Origin of the sequence: Mesorhizobium sp. B2-2-4 (genome assembly GCF_006442375.1) — a bacterium.
In the GTDB taxonomy this organism is placed as follows: Bacteria; Pseudomonadota; Alphaproteobacteria; order Rhizobiales; family Rhizobiaceae; genus Mesorhizobium.
On the sequence record NZ_VFWB01000002.1, the window covers coordinates 471,707 to 489,270 of the forward strand.

The 17,564-nt window shown below is 60.9% G+C and carries 16 protein-coding genes and 1 tRNA gene; 11 read left to right on the plus strand and 6 right to left on the minus strand.

Annotation, left to right across the window (positions count from 1 at the left end):
• The first annotated feature begins 84 nt into the window (after window positions 1-84).
• The 3 genes from FJ959_RS07400 to FJ959_RS07410 all read left to right on the plus strand — a co-directional run bounded on the left by FJ959_RS07400 (window position 85) and on the right by FJ959_RS07410 (window position 3,226).
• A complete protein-coding gene (locus FJ959_RS07400; protein WP_140629298.1) occupies window positions 85-936 on the plus strand; it encodes a DUF3102 domain-containing protein in 852 nt (283 codons plus the stop codon).
• 195 nt (window positions 937-1,131) lie between these two features.
• Window positions 1,132-2,247, plus strand: coding sequence for a DNA cytosine methyltransferase (locus FJ959_RS07405; RefSeq protein ID WP_140629301.1), 1,116 nt, complete (start codon window positions 1,132-1,134; stop codon window positions 2,245-2,247).
• The gene (locus tag FJ959_RS07410; RefSeq protein WP_246678904.1) at window positions 2,240-3,226 is read left to right on the plus strand and encodes an HNH endonuclease signature motif containing protein; all 987 of its coding nucleotides are present in this window, start codon (window positions 2,240-2,242) and stop codon (window positions 3,224-3,226) included. The genes FJ959_RS07405 and FJ959_RS07410 overlap by 8 nt, the downstream gene beginning before the upstream one ends.
• Here FJ959_RS07410 and FJ959_RS07415 read toward each other — a convergent pair.
• From FJ959_RS07415 to FJ959_RS07425, 3 genes are all read right to left on the minus strand, one after another.
• Window positions 3,213-3,617 carry a very short patch repair endonuclease gene (locus FJ959_RS07415; RefSeq protein ID WP_140629305.1) on the minus strand — a complete coding sequence of 135 codons (405 nt, stop codon included), beginning with the start codon at window positions 3,615-3,617 and terminating at the stop codon, window positions 3,213-3,215. The two genes, FJ959_RS07410 and FJ959_RS07415, sit on opposite strands and share 14 nt — an antisense overlap.
• A gap of 147 nt (window positions 3,618-3,764) precedes the next feature.
• A tRNA-Gln gene (locus FJ959_RS07420) sits at window positions 3,765-3,839 on the minus strand.
• Window positions 3,840-3,972: 133 nt separating this feature from the next.
• The gene (locus tag FJ959_RS07425) at window positions 3,973-4,317 is read right to left on the minus strand and encodes a VOC family protein (protein ID WP_140494922.1); all 345 of its coding nucleotides are present in this window, start codon (window positions 4,315-4,317) and stop codon (window positions 3,973-3,975) included.
• A gap of 214 nt (window positions 4,318-4,531) precedes the next feature.
• On the opposite strand from FJ959_RS07425, the gene ppdK reads away from it, so the two are divergent.
• Both ppdK and FJ959_RS07435 read left to right on the plus strand, forming a co-directional pair.
• Window positions 4,532-7,210, plus strand: a complete 2,679-nt coding sequence (ppdK, locus tag FJ959_RS07430) for a pyruvate, phosphate dikinase (protein WP_140629307.1) — start codon at window positions 4,532-4,534, stop codon at window positions 7,208-7,210.
• Window positions 7,211-7,354: 144 nt separating this feature from the next.
• Window positions 7,355-8,095 carry a polysaccharide deacetylase family protein gene (locus tag FJ959_RS07435; protein WP_140629310.1) on the plus strand — a complete coding sequence of 247 codons (741 nt, stop codon included), beginning with the start codon at window positions 7,355-7,357 and terminating at the stop codon, window positions 8,093-8,095.
• A 38-nt stretch (window positions 8,096-8,133) separates the two neighbouring features.
• Here FJ959_RS07435 and FJ959_RS07440 read toward each other — a convergent pair whose 3' ends face one another.
• Window positions 8,134-8,523: a DUF427 domain-containing protein gene (locus tag FJ959_RS07440; protein WP_140520795.1), complete on the minus strand. Its 390-nt coding sequence runs from the start codon at window positions 8,521-8,523 to the stop codon at window positions 8,134-8,136.
• A 140-nt stretch (window positions 8,524-8,663) separates the two neighbouring features.
• Window positions 8,664-9,020 carry a hypothetical protein gene (locus tag FJ959_RS07445; protein ID WP_140551013.1) on the minus strand — a complete coding sequence of 119 codons (357 nt, stop codon included), beginning with the start codon at window positions 9,018-9,020 and terminating at the stop codon, window positions 8,664-8,666.
• Window positions 9,021-9,325: 305 nt separating this feature from the next.
• Between FJ959_RS07445 and FJ959_RS07450 the strand changes: the two genes are divergently transcribed.
• Entirely contained in the window at window positions 9,326-10,954 is a 1,629-nt protein-coding gene (locus FJ959_RS07450; protein ID WP_140494909.1) for a fatty-acid--CoA ligase, read from the plus strand.
• 175 nt (window positions 10,955-11,129) lie between these two features.
• Window positions 11,130-11,915 carry a DUF1499 domain-containing protein gene (locus FJ959_RS07455; protein ID WP_140494907.1) on the plus strand — a complete coding sequence of 262 codons (786 nt, stop codon included), beginning with the start codon at window positions 11,130-11,132 and terminating at the stop codon, window positions 11,913-11,915.
• A gap of 10 nt (window positions 11,916-11,925) precedes the next feature.
• Here FJ959_RS07455 and FJ959_RS07460 read toward each other — a convergent pair whose 3' ends face one another.
• Window positions 11,926-12,834, minus strand: a complete 909-nt coding sequence (locus FJ959_RS07460; protein WP_140564248.1) for an MBL fold metallo-hydrolase — start codon at window positions 12,832-12,834, stop codon at window positions 11,926-11,928.
• Between the two features lie 117 nt (window positions 12,835-12,951).
• Between FJ959_RS07460 and FJ959_RS07465 the strand changes: the two genes are divergently transcribed.
• From FJ959_RS07465 to FJ959_RS07480, 4 genes are all read left to right on the plus strand, one after another.
• Window positions 12,952-13,542, plus strand: a complete 591-nt coding sequence (locus FJ959_RS07465) for a biotin transporter BioY (RefSeq protein WP_140494902.1) — start codon at window positions 12,952-12,954, stop codon at window positions 13,540-13,542.
• Window positions 13,543-13,942: 400 nt separating this feature from the next.
• Window positions 13,943-15,220 (plus strand): sugar transferase, encoded by a 1,278-nt coding sequence (locus tag FJ959_RS07470; protein WP_140629311.1) that lies wholly within the window; start codon window positions 13,943-13,945, stop codon window positions 15,218-15,220.
• Window positions 15,221-15,261: 41 nt separating this feature from the next.
• A complete protein-coding gene (locus FJ959_RS07475; RefSeq protein ID WP_140520790.1) occupies window positions 15,262-16,536 on the plus strand; it encodes a nucleotide sugar dehydrogenase in 1,275 nt (424 codons plus the stop codon).
• Window positions 16,536-17,561, plus strand: coding sequence for an NAD-dependent epimerase (locus tag FJ959_RS07480; RefSeq protein ID WP_140514855.1), 1,026 nt, complete (start codon window positions 16,536-16,538; stop codon window positions 17,559-17,561). The genes FJ959_RS07475 and FJ959_RS07480 overlap by 1 nt, the downstream gene beginning before the upstream one ends.
• Window positions 17,562-17,564 lie beyond the last annotated feature (3 nt).

Here is a 17,564-nt window from a genome sequence, read left to right on the forward strand (position 1 = left end):
TATCCTATATTAACCTACCCACTGCCACGATTTTTTGTGATAGCTGGATGGTCCCTTCAACCAGCCTGAGAGGACAAATCACCCATGACGCATCATGATATGACGGCCGACATCGCCAGCGGCCGGTCGACCCACATTGACGCAGACGAACTCACGGACTTGGACCTCGATACCTCCAACGTGCCGGCAGCCATCGAGCCGGCGAATTCCGAAACCGTTTCGGATTTCAACATTGCCGCTGTCACCGACCGCGTTCACAAGCTCATTGACGGTATGTTGGCCAGTAGGGTCGAAATCGGCCGCGAATTCATTGCCGTGAAGGCCAAGCTTGAGCATGGCGAGTTCGGCAAGTGGATTGCCGCCGAATTCGACATGACCGACCGGACGGCACAGAATTTCATGAACGCGGCCACGGCCGTTCAGGAACACCAGGTGCTCGCCGTCCTGCCCGACAAGGCGCTCTACCTTCTTGGCGCCAAGGGCACCCCTTCCGATGTCATCGAAAAGGCAGTGACGAAGATCAAGGCCGGCAACGTGCCGACGACGCGGGAAATCGAAGCCGAGATCCAGACGGCACGATGGAAGGCGGCAGAGGAGCGTGCAGAAGCGGCGAGGGCGGCGAAGAAGATCAAGGGCATGACTGCGGAGGATGCGGCAAAGGTCAAGGCGAAGGAGGAAAAGAAGGCTGCCGTGCAGAAGAAGAAGGACGACGCCCAGCGCGCCGAATGGAAGCGGAGGCAGGAGGAAGGCGAAAAGAGTGGCAACGATGCTATCGCCTTTCTTGTAGAGCACTTGGGCAGCCGGTTCCGGGAGTTCGCGGAACTGTATGAGAAGGCCGGTAGTGTCGATTTCCTTCAGGCAATGCGTCGCGCAGTGAAGTCCGGGGGTGTCCCGTCCAACGTGATCGCGCTCAATGCCAAGAAGGATGCCGCGTGATGGACGCCTAGCGGCCGGATCCTCGACACCAGCCAAGCCCGGCGGGGAAGCTTGGCTGGTGTCGCCGAAGCGGTCGATGCACATCATTTCTCAGTCGAACCATAGGCACTGACACCATCACTATGATATCGGCTGGGTGGGTCATTGGCAGGGCCGCCGAATCCTGATTCAATGGATGCATCGCGGGAAAACATTATGTCCTACCGAATCATCGATCTTTTTTGCGGCGCAGGCGGAATGACGCTTGGCTTTGTCGATCCGCGCTATGGCGGGGGGTTCGTCAGCGTTCTTGGCCTCGATAACGATGAATCTGCGACGAGGACGCACAGCATCAATTTTCCCGGCGAATCGATATGCGCAAATATCGAGGAATGGGTTGCGACAAGCGATATCCCAAAGGCGGATATCGTCGTCGGCGGTCCCCCCTGCCAGGGATTTAGCCTTTTGAATAAGGCCAGGTCCGGAGATGCGCGCCGCGCGCTTTGGGAACCTTACCTTGATGTCGTGAAGGCAAGCGGCGCACGGATTTTCGTGATGGAGAATGTGGCCGAGCTTTTTCGTTCGCCCGAGCTTATCGATATTCGTGCTCGCGCCAACGAACTGGGGTTCGAAACTATCGCTGCTGTTCTCAATACAGCCGACTACGGCGTGCCTCAAACCCGGAAGCGGACGATTGTAATCGGATGGGACCGCAAACGCCTTCCACACGGCGTTGAAATGCCACGCCAAAGCCACTTCGATCCTAACGGCAAAGAAAAAGGTGCTGCGGGCCTCGCCCCATGGGAGACAGTTCGACAAGCCCTTAAAGGCCTGCCTGCGAAAACGATTGGCACTGAAATAGGCAGGAAGGCTCCGCTGGATTTGCATTTCGGCCGGACGCCGACCGAGAAGAGCGAGAAGCGTTACCGAGCTGTGCCGCCGGGCGGCAACCGATTCGACCTTTTCAAGAATGCTCCCGAGCTCACCCCGGATTGCTGGATACGCAAGACAAGCGGCGGCACTGACCTTTTCGGACGCTTGTGGTGGGATCGGCCTTCAGTGACCATTCGGACAGAATTCTTCAAGCCCGAAAAGGGACGATATCTGCACCCGGAGGCGCATCGGCCAATTTCCCATCGCGAGGCGGCACGCCTGATGACTTTCCCGGATGATTTTAAGTTCGCTGGGAACAAGACCGATGTTGCTCGTCAGATTGGCAATGCGGTCCCACCCGTCTTTGCAGGGCGCATTTCTTCCGTGGTGAAGGATGCCCTCGACAGACTGGAAAGGGCTTCGACCGCGAGGCCGAGAAAGACGCACGAATTTGCCTGACGACTCGAAAGGCCATCTAGCAGACCTTCAACGGCTGCTGACTGATTTTGCAACGGAACTCGACAATCCGGAATTGCGGGAGCGGGTCAAAGCGCTCATTCCATCATTCGCAAAAATCAGGAAGCTCGGCATTTCTTTGATGCCAGACAAGGCGGGGGCTGGCGCACGCGATCGGATACTTGCCTACTTCAGGAAATACCCGCTTACGGTGATTGATGGCGACGAGCTTATGGTCGTTTCCGGCATCGGAGAGTGGGCTCGTCGGGTTCGGGAACTGCGTGTTCAGTTTGGCTGGCTTATCAACAGCGGAACGACTTTCAAGGACATGGGTCAAGAGCTGGAGAGCAGCCGTGATTCGGACGGACTAACCAGCCTAGCTGCAACGTTGGGCATGGACCCTCGGACGATGAAGCCCAGCCAGTATGTCATGATGTCGGACGAGCAAGACCGTGAAGCGGCGCTCCGATGGAATGTTCTCAATGAGATTCGGCGATCGAAGATAGCTGTCAAAGATAAAATTCTGCAGTTCCTACGACATAGCGTCGGCAGGCCGGTAATAGGCGAGGAGCTTCGCTATCTAGCGGGTGATCGAAGCGAGTGGGCGCGGCGAGTTAGGGAACTTCGAACTGAAGAGGGTTGGCCTGTTGTCTCTCAACAGAGTGGCAGGCCGGACCTGCCTGTCGGCGTTTATTTATTGGAACGAGACCAGCAGGCCCAACTGCACGATCGGCACATTCCCGATCCGGTTCGAGTTGCGGTCTTGTTACGAGATCAGTTCGCCTGCCGGAAGTGTGGGTGGAGGCGTGAGGATGCCAATCCGGCCGATCCTCGGCGGTTTCTAGAGCTTCACCACCTGAAAGAGCATAAGGACAAGGGCACAAACACGGCGGATAATCTTATCACTTTGTGCAATGTCGACCACGACCACGTTCACCGCGACAAGGCGTTCGCTGCGGAAATTGCAGCTATCGCACTCTAGCTCGGATCTTTGGGATAAGCGCTTCGGTCTGCGCCACGCGGTCGCAATTCCATATCACCTCGACATGCCAGCCAAGCTCACGGAGCGCTAAGGATGCGATTTTATCGCGTTCAATGTTTCGGTCGATCTTAGCATTCCAGAATTCAGCGTTCGAGACGGGTCGCGTTCCGCGCTTACACGAATGACCATGCCAAAAACAACCGTGGACAAAGATCGCGGTCTTTGAGCGCTTCAGAACAACATCCGGGCATCCTGGCAGCGTTTTGTCATGGAGCCGAAACCGAAGGCCCGCACGGAACAGACAAGACCGCACAAACCTCTCCGGCTCCGTGTCGCGATTCCTTACGCGCGACATCATCGCTGATCGCGCGGCTACATCCACCGTCACCATGGCTACCTCCTATATTCGATCATTAGGAAGCCGGGAACAGACCGCGTGGAATTTCCTGTTCGCTCCGGAACTAAGGCCCGGATAGGTGTTCCGGTAATAAAATTCTGCAAGTAGCTAAACGGTTGAATTTATTAGGTAAAAATAAGTTGGCTGGGGCGCCAGGATTCGAACCTGGGAATGTCGGTACCAAAAACCGATGCCTTACCACTTGGCGACGCCCCAGCAGCTGACATGCGTCGACTGCGCGCGGCCTTATAGGCTGTGCCGGTGGAAAGCTCAATGCCTGGAGATTGCGACTTTCCTGCTGATCCACGACTCCGTTGGCGACGGTCGTCTCATGCGCCGGTCGTGCCGCCTATTCTCCCCACACCGCCATCTCGTTTCCAGCCGGGTCGGCAAAGTGGAACCGCCTGCCGCCCGGAAACGAAAAGATCGGTTTGATGATCGTGCCGCCGGCATTCTCGACGGCTGCCAGCGTCTCTTCCAGATCCTGGGAGTAGAGCACCGGCAACGGCTTGGCGGTGGCGTCGCCGCTGTCGGCCTGGAAACCGCCGTCCAGTCCCTCGCTAAAGGCCGAATAAGTCGGTCCATAGTCGGTGAACGACCAGGCGAAGGCGGCGCTGTAGAAGGCTTTCACACTGTCCAGCGTCGCGCCGGTTGCCGGCAGTTCCAGATAGTCGAGTTTTCCGGTGAGCTTCATGATGCACCTCTTCGTTCCCTGTATGTTCTAGTCTTGGACCGTTGCACTGGCAAGTCCTTTTGCCGCAGCTTTTGCTTAATCGATTGTAGCGGCCAAACGGCTTTGCCGACGCCTTGCCTTTCGCATTGCAGCATCATATCCGTCCAAAGTCGGGATATGGCGGGGCTTTCTGTTTCGTCAATCTTTCCAATCTCCTGCAACCGGAGAGCAAAGCATGACCAAGTGGGTTTTCACCTTTGGCGATGGTGCGGCCGAAGGCCGGGCTGGCGACAAGAATCTGTTGGGCGGCAAGGGTGCCAATCTGGCCGAGATGTGTAGCCTTGGCCTGCCGGTGCCGCCGGGCTTCACCATCACGTCGGAGGTCTGCAACGCCTACTATGCCAACGGCCGCGCCTATCCGGCAGGGCTTGAAGCGGACGTCGCCGTGGCGCTGGACCATATCGGCCGGCTCACCGGCCGCCGTTTCGGCGATCCGTCGAAACTGCTGCTTGTGTCGGTGCGCTCCGGCGCCCGCGCCTCGATGCCTGGCATGATGGACACCGTGCTCAATCTCGGCCTCAACGACGAAACCGTCGAGGCGCTGGCCGCCGATTCCGGCGATGCGCGCTTTGCCTATGACAGCTACCGGCGCTTCATCCAGATGTATTCCGATGTCGTCATGGGGCTCGACCACGAGGTGTTCGAGGAGATCCTCGAGGATCAGAAGGCCAGCCTCGGCCATGAACTCGACACGGAACTGACAGCTATCGAGTGGCAAGGCGTCATCGCGCTCTACAAGGCCAAGGTCGAAGAGGAGCTCGGCAGGCCGTTCCCGCAGGATCCGCACGAACAGCTCTGGGGGGCGATCGGTGCCGTGTTCTCGAGTTGGATGAACAACCGCGCCATCACTTACAGGCGCCTGCACGATATTCCCGAAAGCTGGGGCACGGCGGTCAATGTCCAGGCCATGGTGTTCGGCAACATGGGTGAAACTTCGGCCACCGGGGTCGCCTTCACTCGCAATCCGTCGACCGGCGAAAAGCAGCTCTATGGCGAGTTCCTGGTGAATGCGCAGGGTGAGGACGTCGTCGCCGGCATCCGCACGCCGCAGAACATCACCGAGGCGGCCCGCATCGCCGCCGGCTCCGACAAGCCGTCATTGCAGAAACTGATGCCGGACGCCTTCCAGTCCTTCGTCACCATCTCGGACAGGCTGGAAAAGCACTACCGCGACATGCAGGACCTCGAATTCACCATCGAGCGCGGCAAATTGTGGATGTTGCAGACGAGGTCCGGCAAGCGCACCGCCAAGGCGGCGCTGAAGATTGCCGTCGAGATGGCCAGGGACGGCCTGATCTCGAAAGAGGAGGCGGTCGCCCGCATCGATCCCGCCTCGCTCGACCAGCTCCTGCACCCCACCATCGATCCGAAGGCCGCGCGCGACGTCATCGGCGTCGGCCTGCCGGCGTCTCCAGGCGCCGCCACCGGCGAAATTGTCTTTTCCTCCGCGGACGCCGAGGATCTCAAGACACAAGGACGCAAGGCTATCCTGGTGCGTGTCGAGACCAGTCCCGAGGACATCCACGGCATGCATGCGGCGGAGGGCATCCTGACCACGCGCGGCGGCATGACCAGCCATGCCGCGGTCGTGGCGCGCGGCATGGGCAAGCCGTGCGTTTCGGGCGCCGGTTCGCTGCGCGTCGACTATAAGGCAGCTACGCTGATGTCGATGGGGCAGACCTTCCGCAAGGGCGACATCATCACCATCGACGGCGGCAACGGGCAGGTGCTCAAGGGCGCAGTGGCGATGCTCCAGCCTGAGCTTTCCGGCGATTTCGCCGCGATCATGGAATGGGCGGACGCGGTGCGGCGCATGAAGGTGCGCACCAATGCCGAAACCCCGCTCGACGCGCGCATGGCGCGCTCCTTCGGTGCCGAAGGCATCGGCTTGTGCCGCACCGAACACATGTTCTTCGATGGCGCCCGCATTATCGCCATGCGCGAGATGATCCTGGCCGACACCGAAAAGGACCGGCGCGCCGCGCTTGCCAAGTTGCTGCCGATGCAGCGAGCGGATTTCCTGGAGCTGTTCGAGATCATGGCCGGCCTGCCGGTGACCATCCGCCTGCTCGATCCGCCGTTGCACGAATTCCTGCCCAAGACCGAGGCCGAGATAGCCGAAGTCGCGGCGGCGATGAATGTTGCGCCGGACAAGCTCAGGCAGCGCACCGAGGCGCTGCACGAATTCAACCCGATGCTCGGCCATCGCGGCTGCCGGCTTGCTGTGTCCTATCCCGAGATCGCCGAGATGCAGGCGCGCGCCATTTTCGAAGCCGCCGTCGAGGCTGGCCGCAAGGCCGGCGCGCTGGTGGTACCCGAGATCATGGTGCCGCTGGTCGGGCTTGTGAAGGAACTCGACTATGTCAAGGCGCGCATCGATGCGGTGGCCAAGAGCGTCATGGACGAAAGCGGCGTCAAGATCGACTACCTGACCGGAACCATGATCGAGCTCCCCCGCGCGGCGATCCGCGCCCATGTCATCGCTGAATCGGCCGAGTTCTTCTCTTTCGGCACCAACGACCTGACCCAGACGACATTCGGCATCTCGCGCGACGACGCGGCCTCGTTCCTGGAAACCTATCGCCAGAAAGGCATCATCGAACAGGATCCGTTCGTATCGCTGGACATCCATGGCGTCGGCGAACTGGTGCGCATGGCCGCCGAGAAGGGCAGGGCGGCGCGGCCAGGGATCAAGCTCGGCATTTGTGGTGAGCATGGCGGCGATCCGGCCTCCATCCGCTTCTGCGAGGAGGTCGGACTGGACTATGTGTCCTGTTCGCCCTACCGCGTGCCGATCGCCAGGTTGGCGGCCGCGCAGGCGGCCGTTCAGGTGGCAAAGGCGGGCCGCGGCTGAGCGCCTGCCGCCGATCGGAACGAGGAACTGCCGCAAGACGGTCAGATTGTCGCGTCTGGTGCTTTTCTGCTATCCAGCTCCGATTTTCGCCTTCATGCGGGTCTTGGGATGCCTCCGTGAAACGCCCGATTGGAATTGGATTTGATGCGCCTGCTGCAAAAAAATCTCTGCATTGTCGCCATGTCTTTGGCCGTCGTGTCCAGCGGCCATGCCGCATCCCTGATCGAACCGATCCTGCACATCAAGCGCGATACAGGCGGAGCCGGGCGCGTTGCCTTGACCCTCGATGCCTGCGGCGGACGGACCGACAACCGCATCCTCTCGGCGCTGGTGGAAAACAGGATACCTGCGACCATCTTTGTCACCGGCATCTGGCTGAAGCGGAACGCCGCCGCCGTCGAGATCATGCGGGCGCATCCCGACCTGTTCGAACTGGAAAACCACGGCGGCCATCACATCCCGGCCGTCGACACGCCGCAGAAGATCTATGGCATACGCAGCGCCGGCAGTCCGGAAGCGGTTCTGGCCGAGGTCGAGTCGGGCGCCGTCGCCTTGGCCGGGACTGGCGAGCCGGCGCCGAAATGGTTTCGTGGCGCGACCGCGGAGTATAGTCCGTCGGCGATCGCCATGATCCGCAAGCTGGGCTTCAAGATCGCCGGCTTCTCGATCAATGGCGATGGCGGGTCACTGCTCGGCGCCAGGGAAACCACAAGGCGCATAGGAGCTGCCAAGGACGGCGACGTCATCATCGCCCATATCAACCAGCCGACCCATGCCGCCGGGGAGGGCGTCGTGCAGGGCCTGCTGGCGCTCAAGCAGAAGGGTCTGACCTTCGTGCGGCTCGACGATGCCGAAGGCTTCGGCAATAACGGCACCACCGACTGACCGGCAGGACGGCAGGTCCGGCCTCCTCGTTGGTCCGTTCAGCCTGGCTTGGCTTCGATGCTGACCTTGCTTGCGTAGAACGCGCCGTGGTTGCGGATTTCAGCCATTTCGTCGAAAGGCTGCTCATAGGCCCACATCGCATCCTTGCCTGCCTCGCCGGCAGGCAGCACGCTCCAGTAGCTTGCGTCGCCCTTGTAGGGACAATGGGTGGAGGATTGCGTGCCGCTCAGCTTGTTGAAATCGATGTCTGCGAACGGGATGTAAAAGGCGGCCGGATAGGGCGCTTCCGTCAGCACCTTGGCGTTCGTCGATGAGGCGATAACAGTGTCGCCTGCACGCACGGTGACGGTGCCCTTATACGGTTCGACGGTGATGACCTTATCGGGATTGCGCTGGAAGCCGGGTGCCGGGTTGGCGATCTTGTCCATGCTGTTTCTCCTCGTCTCAACTTTAAGTGTGTCGACGAGGTGGTTTGCGCAAGGGCGACTGTCGCCGGCAATTCCGCAATCGGTCTCCAGCCGTAGGCGCTACCGACGGCATTTTTAGCGAAGACCTTGTCCGGCGAGGCTCAGGCGGCGGTTCTGAACGCGTCCATCAACCCGGCATAGGCGGCCGCGATACCGGCCACGGGATTGCTGCTCCTGGATGCGGTCTCGACTTTCAAGTGGCCGCCGCCGGTCGGCAGAGTGAGCAGCAGGAATTGACGATTGCCGCCATCGCCCACGGACGCCGCGGCGACGTGCTCGCCTTCCCCTTCGCTCTGGACGCACATCTTGAACAGCAGCGTGCCGCCGACCGCTTCGAGCGCACCGCCGACAACTTCAACAAATTCATCTTCGGAAACAGTCTTTGTATCCGGCACCAGATCGCCCAGGCTTTCGGCAAGCGTGCTTTCCAGTGCCTTATCGTCGAGCTGCGTGTCCATGCGAACCTCTTTCAGTCGCCAATCGCACCCCTTTGCCCATTAACGAAACTTAATGCCGACGATGGCCGGATTGTGGCGGATTCTCCTCTCGGTCGAGTAATTTAGACTTCTCTGATGTAATGGATTTCAAGGCCGCCGGTTCGATGGCATGAGCGCCAGGCATTCGGACCTCCAAGAAAGACGCGATTCGATCGCTTGCCTGCGCGACCGGCATTCGGATTTCGTTCGCCACCCGGCGGTGGCTGGACAATCCACCGGTTCGCTTCACAATGGCAAAAAAAGCGAGGAGCGTAAGGGAGGAACGAATGCTGGGGCTGATGCAGGAATGGCCGCTTCTTTGCCATAAGCTTATCGACAACGCAGAGCGGCAGCATGGCGCGCGAGAGATCGTATCGCGCTCGATCGAAGGTCCGATCGTGCGCACAACCTACGCCAGCATCCACCGTCGCGCCCTGAAGGTCTCCCAGCGCCTGGAGCGTGACGGCTATCGGCTGGGCGACCGCATTGCGACGCTGGCCTGGAACACGGCGCGCCACATCGAGGCCTGGTATGGCATCATGGGCATCGGCGCGATCTATCACACGCTCAACCCGCGGCTGTTTCCCGAGCAGATCGTCTGGATCATGAACCATGCCGAAGACAAGGCGGTCTTTGTCGACCTGACTTTCCTCCCTTTGCTCGAGAAGATCGCCGGCGCGGTCAAGTCCCTGAAACAGGTGATCGTGCTGGCCGACAGGGCGCATCTGCCGCAGACCATGCTGCCCAACGTCGTCGCCTACGAGGAATGGCTCGACGAGGCCGATGGCGATTTCGCCTGGAAGAGCTTCGACGAAGGCACCGCCGCCGGCATGTGCTATACGTCTGGAACCACTGGCGATCCAAAGGGCGTCGTCTACAGTCACCGCTCGAATGTCCTGCACGCCATGATCGCCGCCATGCCCGACGCGATGGGCCTGTCTTCGCGCGACACGATCCTGCCGGTGGTTCCGATGTTCCACGCCAATGCCTGGGGCCTTGGCCAGAGCGCACCGATGATCGGCGCCAAGCTTGTCATGCCGGGCTGCAAGATGGACGGCGCCTCCATCTATGAATTGCTCGACACCGAGAAAGTAACCTTCAGTGCCGCCGTGCCGACCGTGTGGATGATGCTGCTGCAATATCTGGAGGAGACCGGCAGGAAGCTGCCCTACCTCAACAAGGTTGTCATCGGCGGCTCGTCATGCCCACGCATCATCACCAAGAAATTCCAGGACAATTACGATGTCCAGGTCGTCCACGCCTGGGGCATGACCGAAATGTCGCCGCTCGGCACACTGTGTACGCTGAAGCCGGACTATGCAGGCCTTAAGGGTGACGCCCGGCTCGATGTCCAGGGCAAGCAGGGTTACCCGCCCTTCGGCGTCGAGATGAAGGTGACGGACGACGAAGGCAACGCGCTGCCTTGGGACGGCAAGACATTCGGGCGGCTGAAGGTGCGCGGCCCCGCGGTGGCCAGCGCCTACTACGGCGGCGCCGGCTCGGAGCAGTTCGACGAGGATGGCTGGTTCGATACCGGGGATGTCGCCCACATCGACGCTGGCGGCTATATGCAGATCACCGATCGCGCCAAGGACGTCATCAAGTCCGGCGGCGAATGGATTTCGACCATCGACCTGGAGAATCTGGCCGTCGGCCATCCCGATGTCGCCGAGGCAGCCGCCATTGGCGTCCCTCATTCGAAATGGGGCGAGCGGCCTTTGCTGGTGGTTGTCCGCAAGCCGGGGAAGGAACCGACCAAAACCGATATCCTTGGTTTTCTCGACGGTAAGGTGGCCAAATGGTGGATGCCCGACGACGTCGCCTTCGTCGGCGAAATTCCGCACACCGCCACCGGCAAGATCCAGAAGATCACCTTGCGCCAGCAATTCAGGGACTACCGCTTGCCGACGGATTGACGCGATATTGCGTGTCTCGGCCTGATGCGGTCGTAAAAGGACAGTGCAGCGACGTGCACCTTTCCGGCAGGGCACGATAGCATTTCCAACTGGCGCACGATCCTCCTCGAAAATCGATTCCGATTTTGGTGGCCATGCGCTAAGTCTTCTTCGGCTTGGGATGACGCAGAGAAACATGGTCAGCATTTCGGAACGGCAAACGTCGAAGGCTGCCGGATGGTCGCGGCGCACCGCTGCTTTTTCGGCGGTGCTTTTGCTGACCGTGTTCGTCGGCCATTATTTCAACCTCGTTGAAACGCCGGTGTTCCTGTGGGTGTTGGCTATCGTCGCGCTGTTGGCGGCGCTGGCGCTTCTGTTCGCCGGATTTGCCTTCTCGAGGGTGTGGAATTTTGGCGACTATGGCGGCCGCGACATCACGGTCGGCGTCTTGCTGGCAGTGCTGGTGCTGACCCCCTATGGCATCGCCGCCTATTGGGCGACAATCTTTCCGCCGCTCAGGGATATTTCGACCGATTTCGACGAACCGCCGGCACTCGACGTCACCGGTCGCACGAAGGACATGAACGTGCTCTCGCCGCCGACGCCCGGCGAGCAGCGGTTGCAGACCGACAGCTATCCGCTTGTCACCGCGCGCAGCTACGACCTGCCGTTCGAGACCGTCGTCACTGCCGTTGAAACCGTGCTCGACCGCCGCAATTGGGATCTTACCGGACCCTATCCCGAACTCGCCGGGCAAAGCGACGTGACGATTACCGCTGTCGCCAGGAGCTTCGTGTTGGGCCTCCCCGCAGACGTGGCAATTCGCATCACGGACGACGGGGATACGGTTCTCGTCGACATGCGGTCGGCTTCCCGCTACGGCCGCTACGACCTCGGCGACAACGCTGCGCGCATCACCGACTTTCTGGCGGAGTTGGACCAGGAAGTCGCCGGCCAGGTCGGCGCGGCTCCGGCCGAATAGATGCTCGGGCCTAAGGGGCTGGCCTAAAAATGCCGTCTATGGCCGGCGCGGCGTCTGTCGCGACCAGGCCGCGCGCCACCAGATCCTCCAGATGGGCAAGCACCGACAACCCGGCGGCGCCATGCAGCCGCGGGTCGGTATCCCTGTAGATCGCCTTGACCATGTCTGCGATCGTGCGGTCGCCCGCGCGGATCCGCTCCAATATGGCCCGTTCGCGCATTTTGCGATGGGTCTTCAATCCGCGCATGAAGCCTCGCGGTGCCGTCACCGGCCCGCCGTGGCCGGGCAGCAGCAGGCGGTCACCGCGTTCGATCAGCCGGTCCAGCGAGGCCATGTAGTCCGCCATCGCCCCGTCCGGCGGCGCGACGATGGAGGTCGCCCACGCCATGACGTGGTCGGCCGAAAACAGGATGCCGGTGCCCTCCAGCGCGAATGCCGCGTGGTTGGCGGTATGGCCGGGGGTCAGGACCGTGCGGATTGCCCAGCCGTCGCCGGCGACCAGCGCGCCGTCCGGCAGCGCGAGATCGGGAACGAAAGCGGTATCGGCGCTGGCATCGAGCGCGTTGATCTCGCCAATATGCAATGGCCTTGCCGGCCGGTGCGGCCCTTCCGCCATCACCTGGGCTCCGGTCTCCTGCTTCAGCCGTGCCGCCAGCGGTGAATGGTCGCGATGCGTGTGGCTGACGAAGATGTGGCTGACCGGCCTGCCGGCGATGACGTCGAGCAAGGTGCGAAGGTGAGCTTCGTCATCCGGCCCCGGATCGATCACTGCCAGCGTATCGCGTCCGACGATGTAGCTGTTGGTGCCGTGAAAGGTGAAGGGACTTGGATTTCGGGCCGTGACGCGCTGCACGTCGGGCGCGACGCTGACGCCCCCGCCGTAGCAGGGATCGAAGCTGGTATCGAATTCGAGGGCCATGACGGTGTCGATGCCTGTTGCGGGAATGGCAAAACCGATTGCCGCATAGCACGCAAGCCAATATAGGAAAACGCAAGACCGCGATCATCGGATGGCGGCACTCGGATGGGGAAGACCATGGCAACTGCAACGACGATGCGCCCGCTTGTTTCTCTGGCTCTGCCGCAAGATGGCGCGGCGCGGCTGGCAACGCAGTTCTTTCTGGCGATAGCCGGGACATTGCTCCTGACCCTGTCGGCCAAGACCAAGGTGGTTCTGGGGCCCGTCGATATTTCGATGCAGACGCTCGCCGTCCTGCTGATCGGGGCCGCTTTCGGCCTGCGGCTCGGCGTCGCCACCCTGCTGCTCTATATGGCCGAGGGCGCGATGGGCTTCCCGGTCTTCCAGAGCACGCCGGAAAAGGGAATCGGCATTGCCTACATGCTCGGCTCGACCGGCGGCTATCTCGCCGGCTTCGTGGTCATGGCGGCGATCGCCGGCTGGGCCGCCGATCGCGGCTGGGATCGCCATCCGATCAAGCTTTTCAACGCCATGCTGGTTGCCGAGTTCGTCATGATGGCCATGGGCTTTGCCTGGCTGGCGATGCTCATCGGTCCGGAAAAATCCTGGCAGTTCGGCGTCGTGCCGTTCATCGTCGGTGATCTGATCAAGGTTGCTCTGGCCGCAAGCCTGGTGCCAGCCGTCTGGTCGCTGCTGAAGCGCAACTGAATTTAGCGATCCACTGGGGCATTCCGGGGAAGAACCTGGTTCATCCAGGTCGGACGGATGTGACTGGCAGGTCCTGCCCAAGCAGCCAGCCAGTCACCAGAGATACGAACATCCATTTACCTTCATGCGTCCAGACATTCTCGATGGCCGGCAGTAAGCCTATCTATTAGCGATAGCTTTTTAAACCGCATTCAGGGACGCGATTGATAAAAAATCCTGCCGATTGCTACAGTGTAAATAGATACTTGCTGGTATCGTTACAGTGTCGTAGCTCTTGATCTTCGATTGAGTCGAACAGCCAGTAGCGACAGGCCCGATTTCGCTTTGCGAAGGAACGGCCAAGCCAAGCGCATTATTGCCATGGCAATCGCGGACATGGCAGCTTCGAGGGGGGAAGAAGTTGAATGTCGCAACATCAACTCTTGTCGGAAGCCGGCACTTCCTGTTCAGAATTCGCTTTCAACTTATTGGCGGACTGACGTTCGCGATCGTCGCGCCGGCCCTCATCCGGATCGCCTTCAAACCCGATGCGGTCTACGTCGCCAATCTCCAGGTAACCGTCGCTGCCGCGGTCATGGCACATGTAGCAGGCTTCCTTGCCTATCGGCGTATCGGGAATTTCCCCGGCGTGGCCGCTGCCAGCTACATCCTGCCGACGTTTGTGCTGTCCTACGGGCTTGTTTTCCTGACTATTTTCTTTTTTCGTTTCGAGTATAGCCGGTTTCAGGCGGCTGCCAGCTTCACCCAGTCCACGCTCTGGTATTTTGGCCTGAGCCTCATAACGCGGCATCTCGAACCGTACCGGCTGGTCGTCATTCCCGGCGGGGACGTAGAGCGCCTAAGGACACTGCCAGGAGTGCACTGGTTCTGGATCACTTCGCCCGGCACCGTCATCGAACGGGCGAATGGCGTGGTTGTCGATCTGCGGGCCGACCTTGACGCCGAATGGGAACGATACATCGCGGACCGGGCCCTTTCGGGCACGCCGGTCTACCACGTCAAGCAGGTCAGCGAGTCGCTGACCGGCCGCGTCGAGATCGAACACCTGTCGGAAAACACGCTCGGCTCGCTCAATCCGAACCAGGCCTATCTCAAGATCAAGCAGGCAATCGACTGGATCTCCGCGCTTGTCATGGTCGTGGCTCTTTCACCTTTCGTGGTGCTGATCGCGCTGCTGATCCGGCTGGACTCGGAGGGCCCGGTGCTGTTTCGCCAGCCCCGCATTGGCTACAGGGGCCGGATCTACACGGTCTACAAGTTTCGCTCGATGAGGCAGCAAGCCGGCATTGGCAGCGACAAGGACAAGGCGATCACGAAACGTGACGACGATCGCATCACCCGGATAGGGCGTTTTTTACGCAAGTTCAGGATCGACGAGCTGCCGCAGGCCATCAACATCCTGCGCGGCGAAATGAGTTGGATCGGGCCACGGCCCGAGGCTGTCGTCCTGTCGCACTGGTATGAGGCGGAATTGCCGTTCTATCGCTACCGGCACATCGTCAGGCCAGGTGTGAGCGGGTGGGCACAAGTAAACCAGGGGCATGTCGCGGCGGTCGACGATGTGATGGAGAAATTACACTACGATTTTTACTACATAAAGAACTTCTCGCCTTGGCTTGATGTTCTCATCACCCTCAGAACCATAAAGACGATGATTACCGGCCATGGTGCGCGATAGCGGAGGCCGTGGCTGATTAAGGCTTGCCGGATAGGAAGCAAATGGACCTCGGCTCCAGGAAAATAGCTGTCATCGGGCTTGGCTATGTGGGTTTGCCGCTGGCGGTGGCCCTCGGAGCGATCAGGGACGTCGTCGGCTTCGACATCAGCCAATCGCGTGTGGATGCGCTGAGGCGTGGCGAGGATCACACGCTCGAGGCCAGCAGAGATGAAATCGACGCCGCCACGCGGCTGCGGTTCACCAGCGACAAGGTCGATCTGCGGGATTGCGGAGTTTTCATCGTCACTGTCCCCACTCCGATCGACAGGGCCAACCGGCCGGACCTGAAGCCCCTTGTCATGGCGTCCGCCACGGTCGGCGAGGTGATCTCCCCCGGTGCGGTGGTAATCTTTGAATCGACCGTCTATCCCGGCTGTACGCAAGAGGTGTGTGCGCCGCTGATCGAGAAACATTCGGGGCTGCGCTACAACGAAGACTTCTTCCTGGGCTACAGCCCTGAGCGCATCAACCCCGGCGACCGCGAGCACCGGCTTCAGACGATCGTCAAGGTGACCAGCGGCTCCACGCCGGAGGTGGCGGACGCCATCGACGCGCTCTATGCCTCGATCGTTCCCGCCGGCACGCACCGCGCCTCGAGCATCGCGGTCGCCGAGGCAGCCAAGGTCATCGAGAACACGCAACGCGATCTCAATATCGCCTTGATGAACGAATTGTCGCTGATCTTCGGCAAACTGGGCATCGACACGTCGGAGGTGCTGGAAGCGGCCGGCACCAAATGGAATTTCCTGCGCTTCAGCCCTGGTCTCGTCGGCGGCCACTGCATAGGCGTCGATCCCTATTATCTGACCCACAAGGCTCAAGAACTCGGCTATCATCCCGAGGTGATTCTTGCCGGTCGCCGCATCAACGACGGCATGGGCCGGCATGCAGCGGACCAGACGGCCCGCCTTATGATGCGCAAGGGCATACCTGTCGTTGGCAGCCGGATTCTGGTCATGGGCGCGGCCTTCAAGGAAAACTGTCCGGACCTGAGAAACTCCAAGGTCGCCGACATTGTCGCGCAGCTGAGGCAGTACAATGCCGGCATCGATATCTGGGATCCTTGGGTCGATGCGCAGGAATGCGCGCGCGCCTTTGGCGTAACGAGCGTTAAAGAGATGCCCGCCGCGCGTTACGATGGCGTTGTCGTCGCCGTGGGGCACGGGCAGTTTCACACCCTGGGCGTTGCCGGTCTTCGGGCGCTTTGCAAGGACCCTAGCGTCGTCTACGACATCAAGGGTCTGTTCCCCAGGGATGTTACGGACGGGCGGTTCTGATGAAGGTTCTGGTCACCGGCGCTGCCGGCTTCATAGGCTATCACGTCGCCAGGCGGCTGCTCGAACGCGGCGACGAGGTCGTCGGCATAGACAGCATCAACGACTACTATGATCCGCAGATCAAGCAGGCGCGGCTGCGGCTTCTGGCCGAAGCAAGCCGCAACACCAATGCGGGCTACCATTTCATCCACGGTAATCTCGCAGAGCGAAACGTGGTGGACGGCTGCTTTGCCGATCACGCCTTCGACAGGGTGATCCATCTCGCCGCCCAGGCCGGCGTCCGCTACAGCCTTGAAAACCCGCACGCCTATGTCGAGAGCAACATTATCGCCTACGCCAACATGCTGGAGGCCTGCCGCAACAGCCGTGTCGGCCACCTGACCTATGCCAGCACGTCGAGCGTCTATGGCGCCAATACCGACATGCCGTTTTCCGAGCATCGCCCGGCGGATCATCCGCTGCAGTTCTACGCCGCAACCAAGCGCGCCAACGAGCTGATGGCGCACAGCTACAGCCACCTGTTCGGGCTGCCGACCACGGGCTTGCGTTTCTTCACAGTGTACGGCCCTTGGGGACGTCCCGACATGGCGCTGTTCCTGTTCACCAGGAACATCCTGGCCGGCGAGCCGATCAAGCTGTTCAACAACGGCAACCACACACGCGACTTCACCTACGTCGAAGACATCGCCGAAGGCGTGATCCGCACCAGCGACAGCCCCGCCGCGGCTAACCCCGCCTGGGATTCCGGTCATCCGGATCCTGCGACGAGCAGCGCGCCTTGGCGCATTTTCAACATCGGCAACAACAACCCGGTGAAGCTGACCGCCTATGTCGAGGCGCTTGAAAACGCGCTTGGCCGTAAGGCCATCGTGGAGCTCTTGCCGCTGCAGGCCGGAGACGTGCCTGACACTTTTGCCGATACTTCGGCGCTGCAGGCGGCGGTCGGCTATCGTCCCGGCACGTCCGTGACGGAGGGCGTCGGGCGGTTCGTCGAATGGTACCAGGCCTATTTTGAGCGGAGGTAGGGG

What these genes read in the sequence shown, in the direction of transcription:
- FJ959_RS07465 (WP_140494902.1), top strand. Translation starts at nt 12,952, where the DNA reads ATGGCAACTGCAACGACGATGCGCCCGCTTGTTTCTCTGGCTCTGCCG.
- FJ959_RS07475 (WP_140520790.1), top strand. Translation starts at nt 15,262, where the DNA reads ATGGACCTCGGCTCCAGGAAAATAGCTGTCATCGGGCTTGGCTATGTG.
- FJ959_RS07440 (WP_140520795.1), bottom strand. Translation starts at nt 8,523, where the DNA reads ATGGACAAGATCGCCAACCCGGCACCCGGCTTCCAGCGCAATCCCGAT.
- FJ959_RS07425 (WP_140494922.1), bottom strand. Translation starts at nt 4,317, where the DNA reads ATGAAGCTCACCGGAAAACTCGACTATCTGGAACTGCCGGCAACCGGC.
- FJ959_RS07455 (WP_140494907.1), top strand. Translation starts at nt 11,130, where the DNA reads ATGGTCAGCATTTCGGAACGGCAAACGTCGAAGGCTGCCGGATGGTCG.
- FJ959_RS07450 (WP_140494909.1), top strand. Translation starts at nt 9,326, where the DNA reads ATGCTGGGGCTGATGCAGGAATGGCCGCTTCTTTGCCATAAGCTTATC.
- FJ959_RS07415 (WP_140629305.1), bottom strand. Translation starts at nt 3,617, where the DNA reads ATGGTGACGGTGGATGTAGCCGCGCGATCAGCGATGATGTCGCGCGTA.
- ppdK (WP_140629307.1), top strand. Translation starts at nt 4,532, where the DNA reads ATGACCAAGTGGGTTTTCACCTTTGGCGATGGTGCGGCCGAAGGCCGG.
- FJ959_RS07480 (WP_140514855.1), top strand. Translation starts at nt 16,536, where the DNA reads ATGAAGGTTCTGGTCACCGGCGCTGCCGGCTTCATAGGCTATCACGTC.
- FJ959_RS07445 (WP_140551013.1), bottom strand. Translation starts at nt 9,020, where the DNA reads ATGGACACGCAGCTCGACGATAAGGCACTGGAAAGCACGCTTGCCGAA.
- FJ959_RS07405 (WP_140629301.1), top strand. Translation starts at nt 1,132, where the DNA reads ATGTCCTACCGAATCATCGATCTTTTTTGCGGCGCAGGCGGAATGACG.
- FJ959_RS07435 (WP_140629310.1), top strand. Translation starts at nt 7,355, where the DNA reads ATGCGCCTGCTGCAAAAAAATCTCTGCATTGTCGCCATGTCTTTGGCC.
- FJ959_RS07460 (WP_140564248.1), bottom strand. Translation starts at nt 12,834, where the DNA reads ATGGCCCTCGAATTCGATACCAGCTTCGATCCCTGCTACGGCGGGGGC.
- FJ959_RS07400 (WP_140629298.1), top strand. Translation starts at nt 85, where the DNA reads ATGACGCATCATGATATGACGGCCGACATCGCCAGCGGCCGGTCGACC.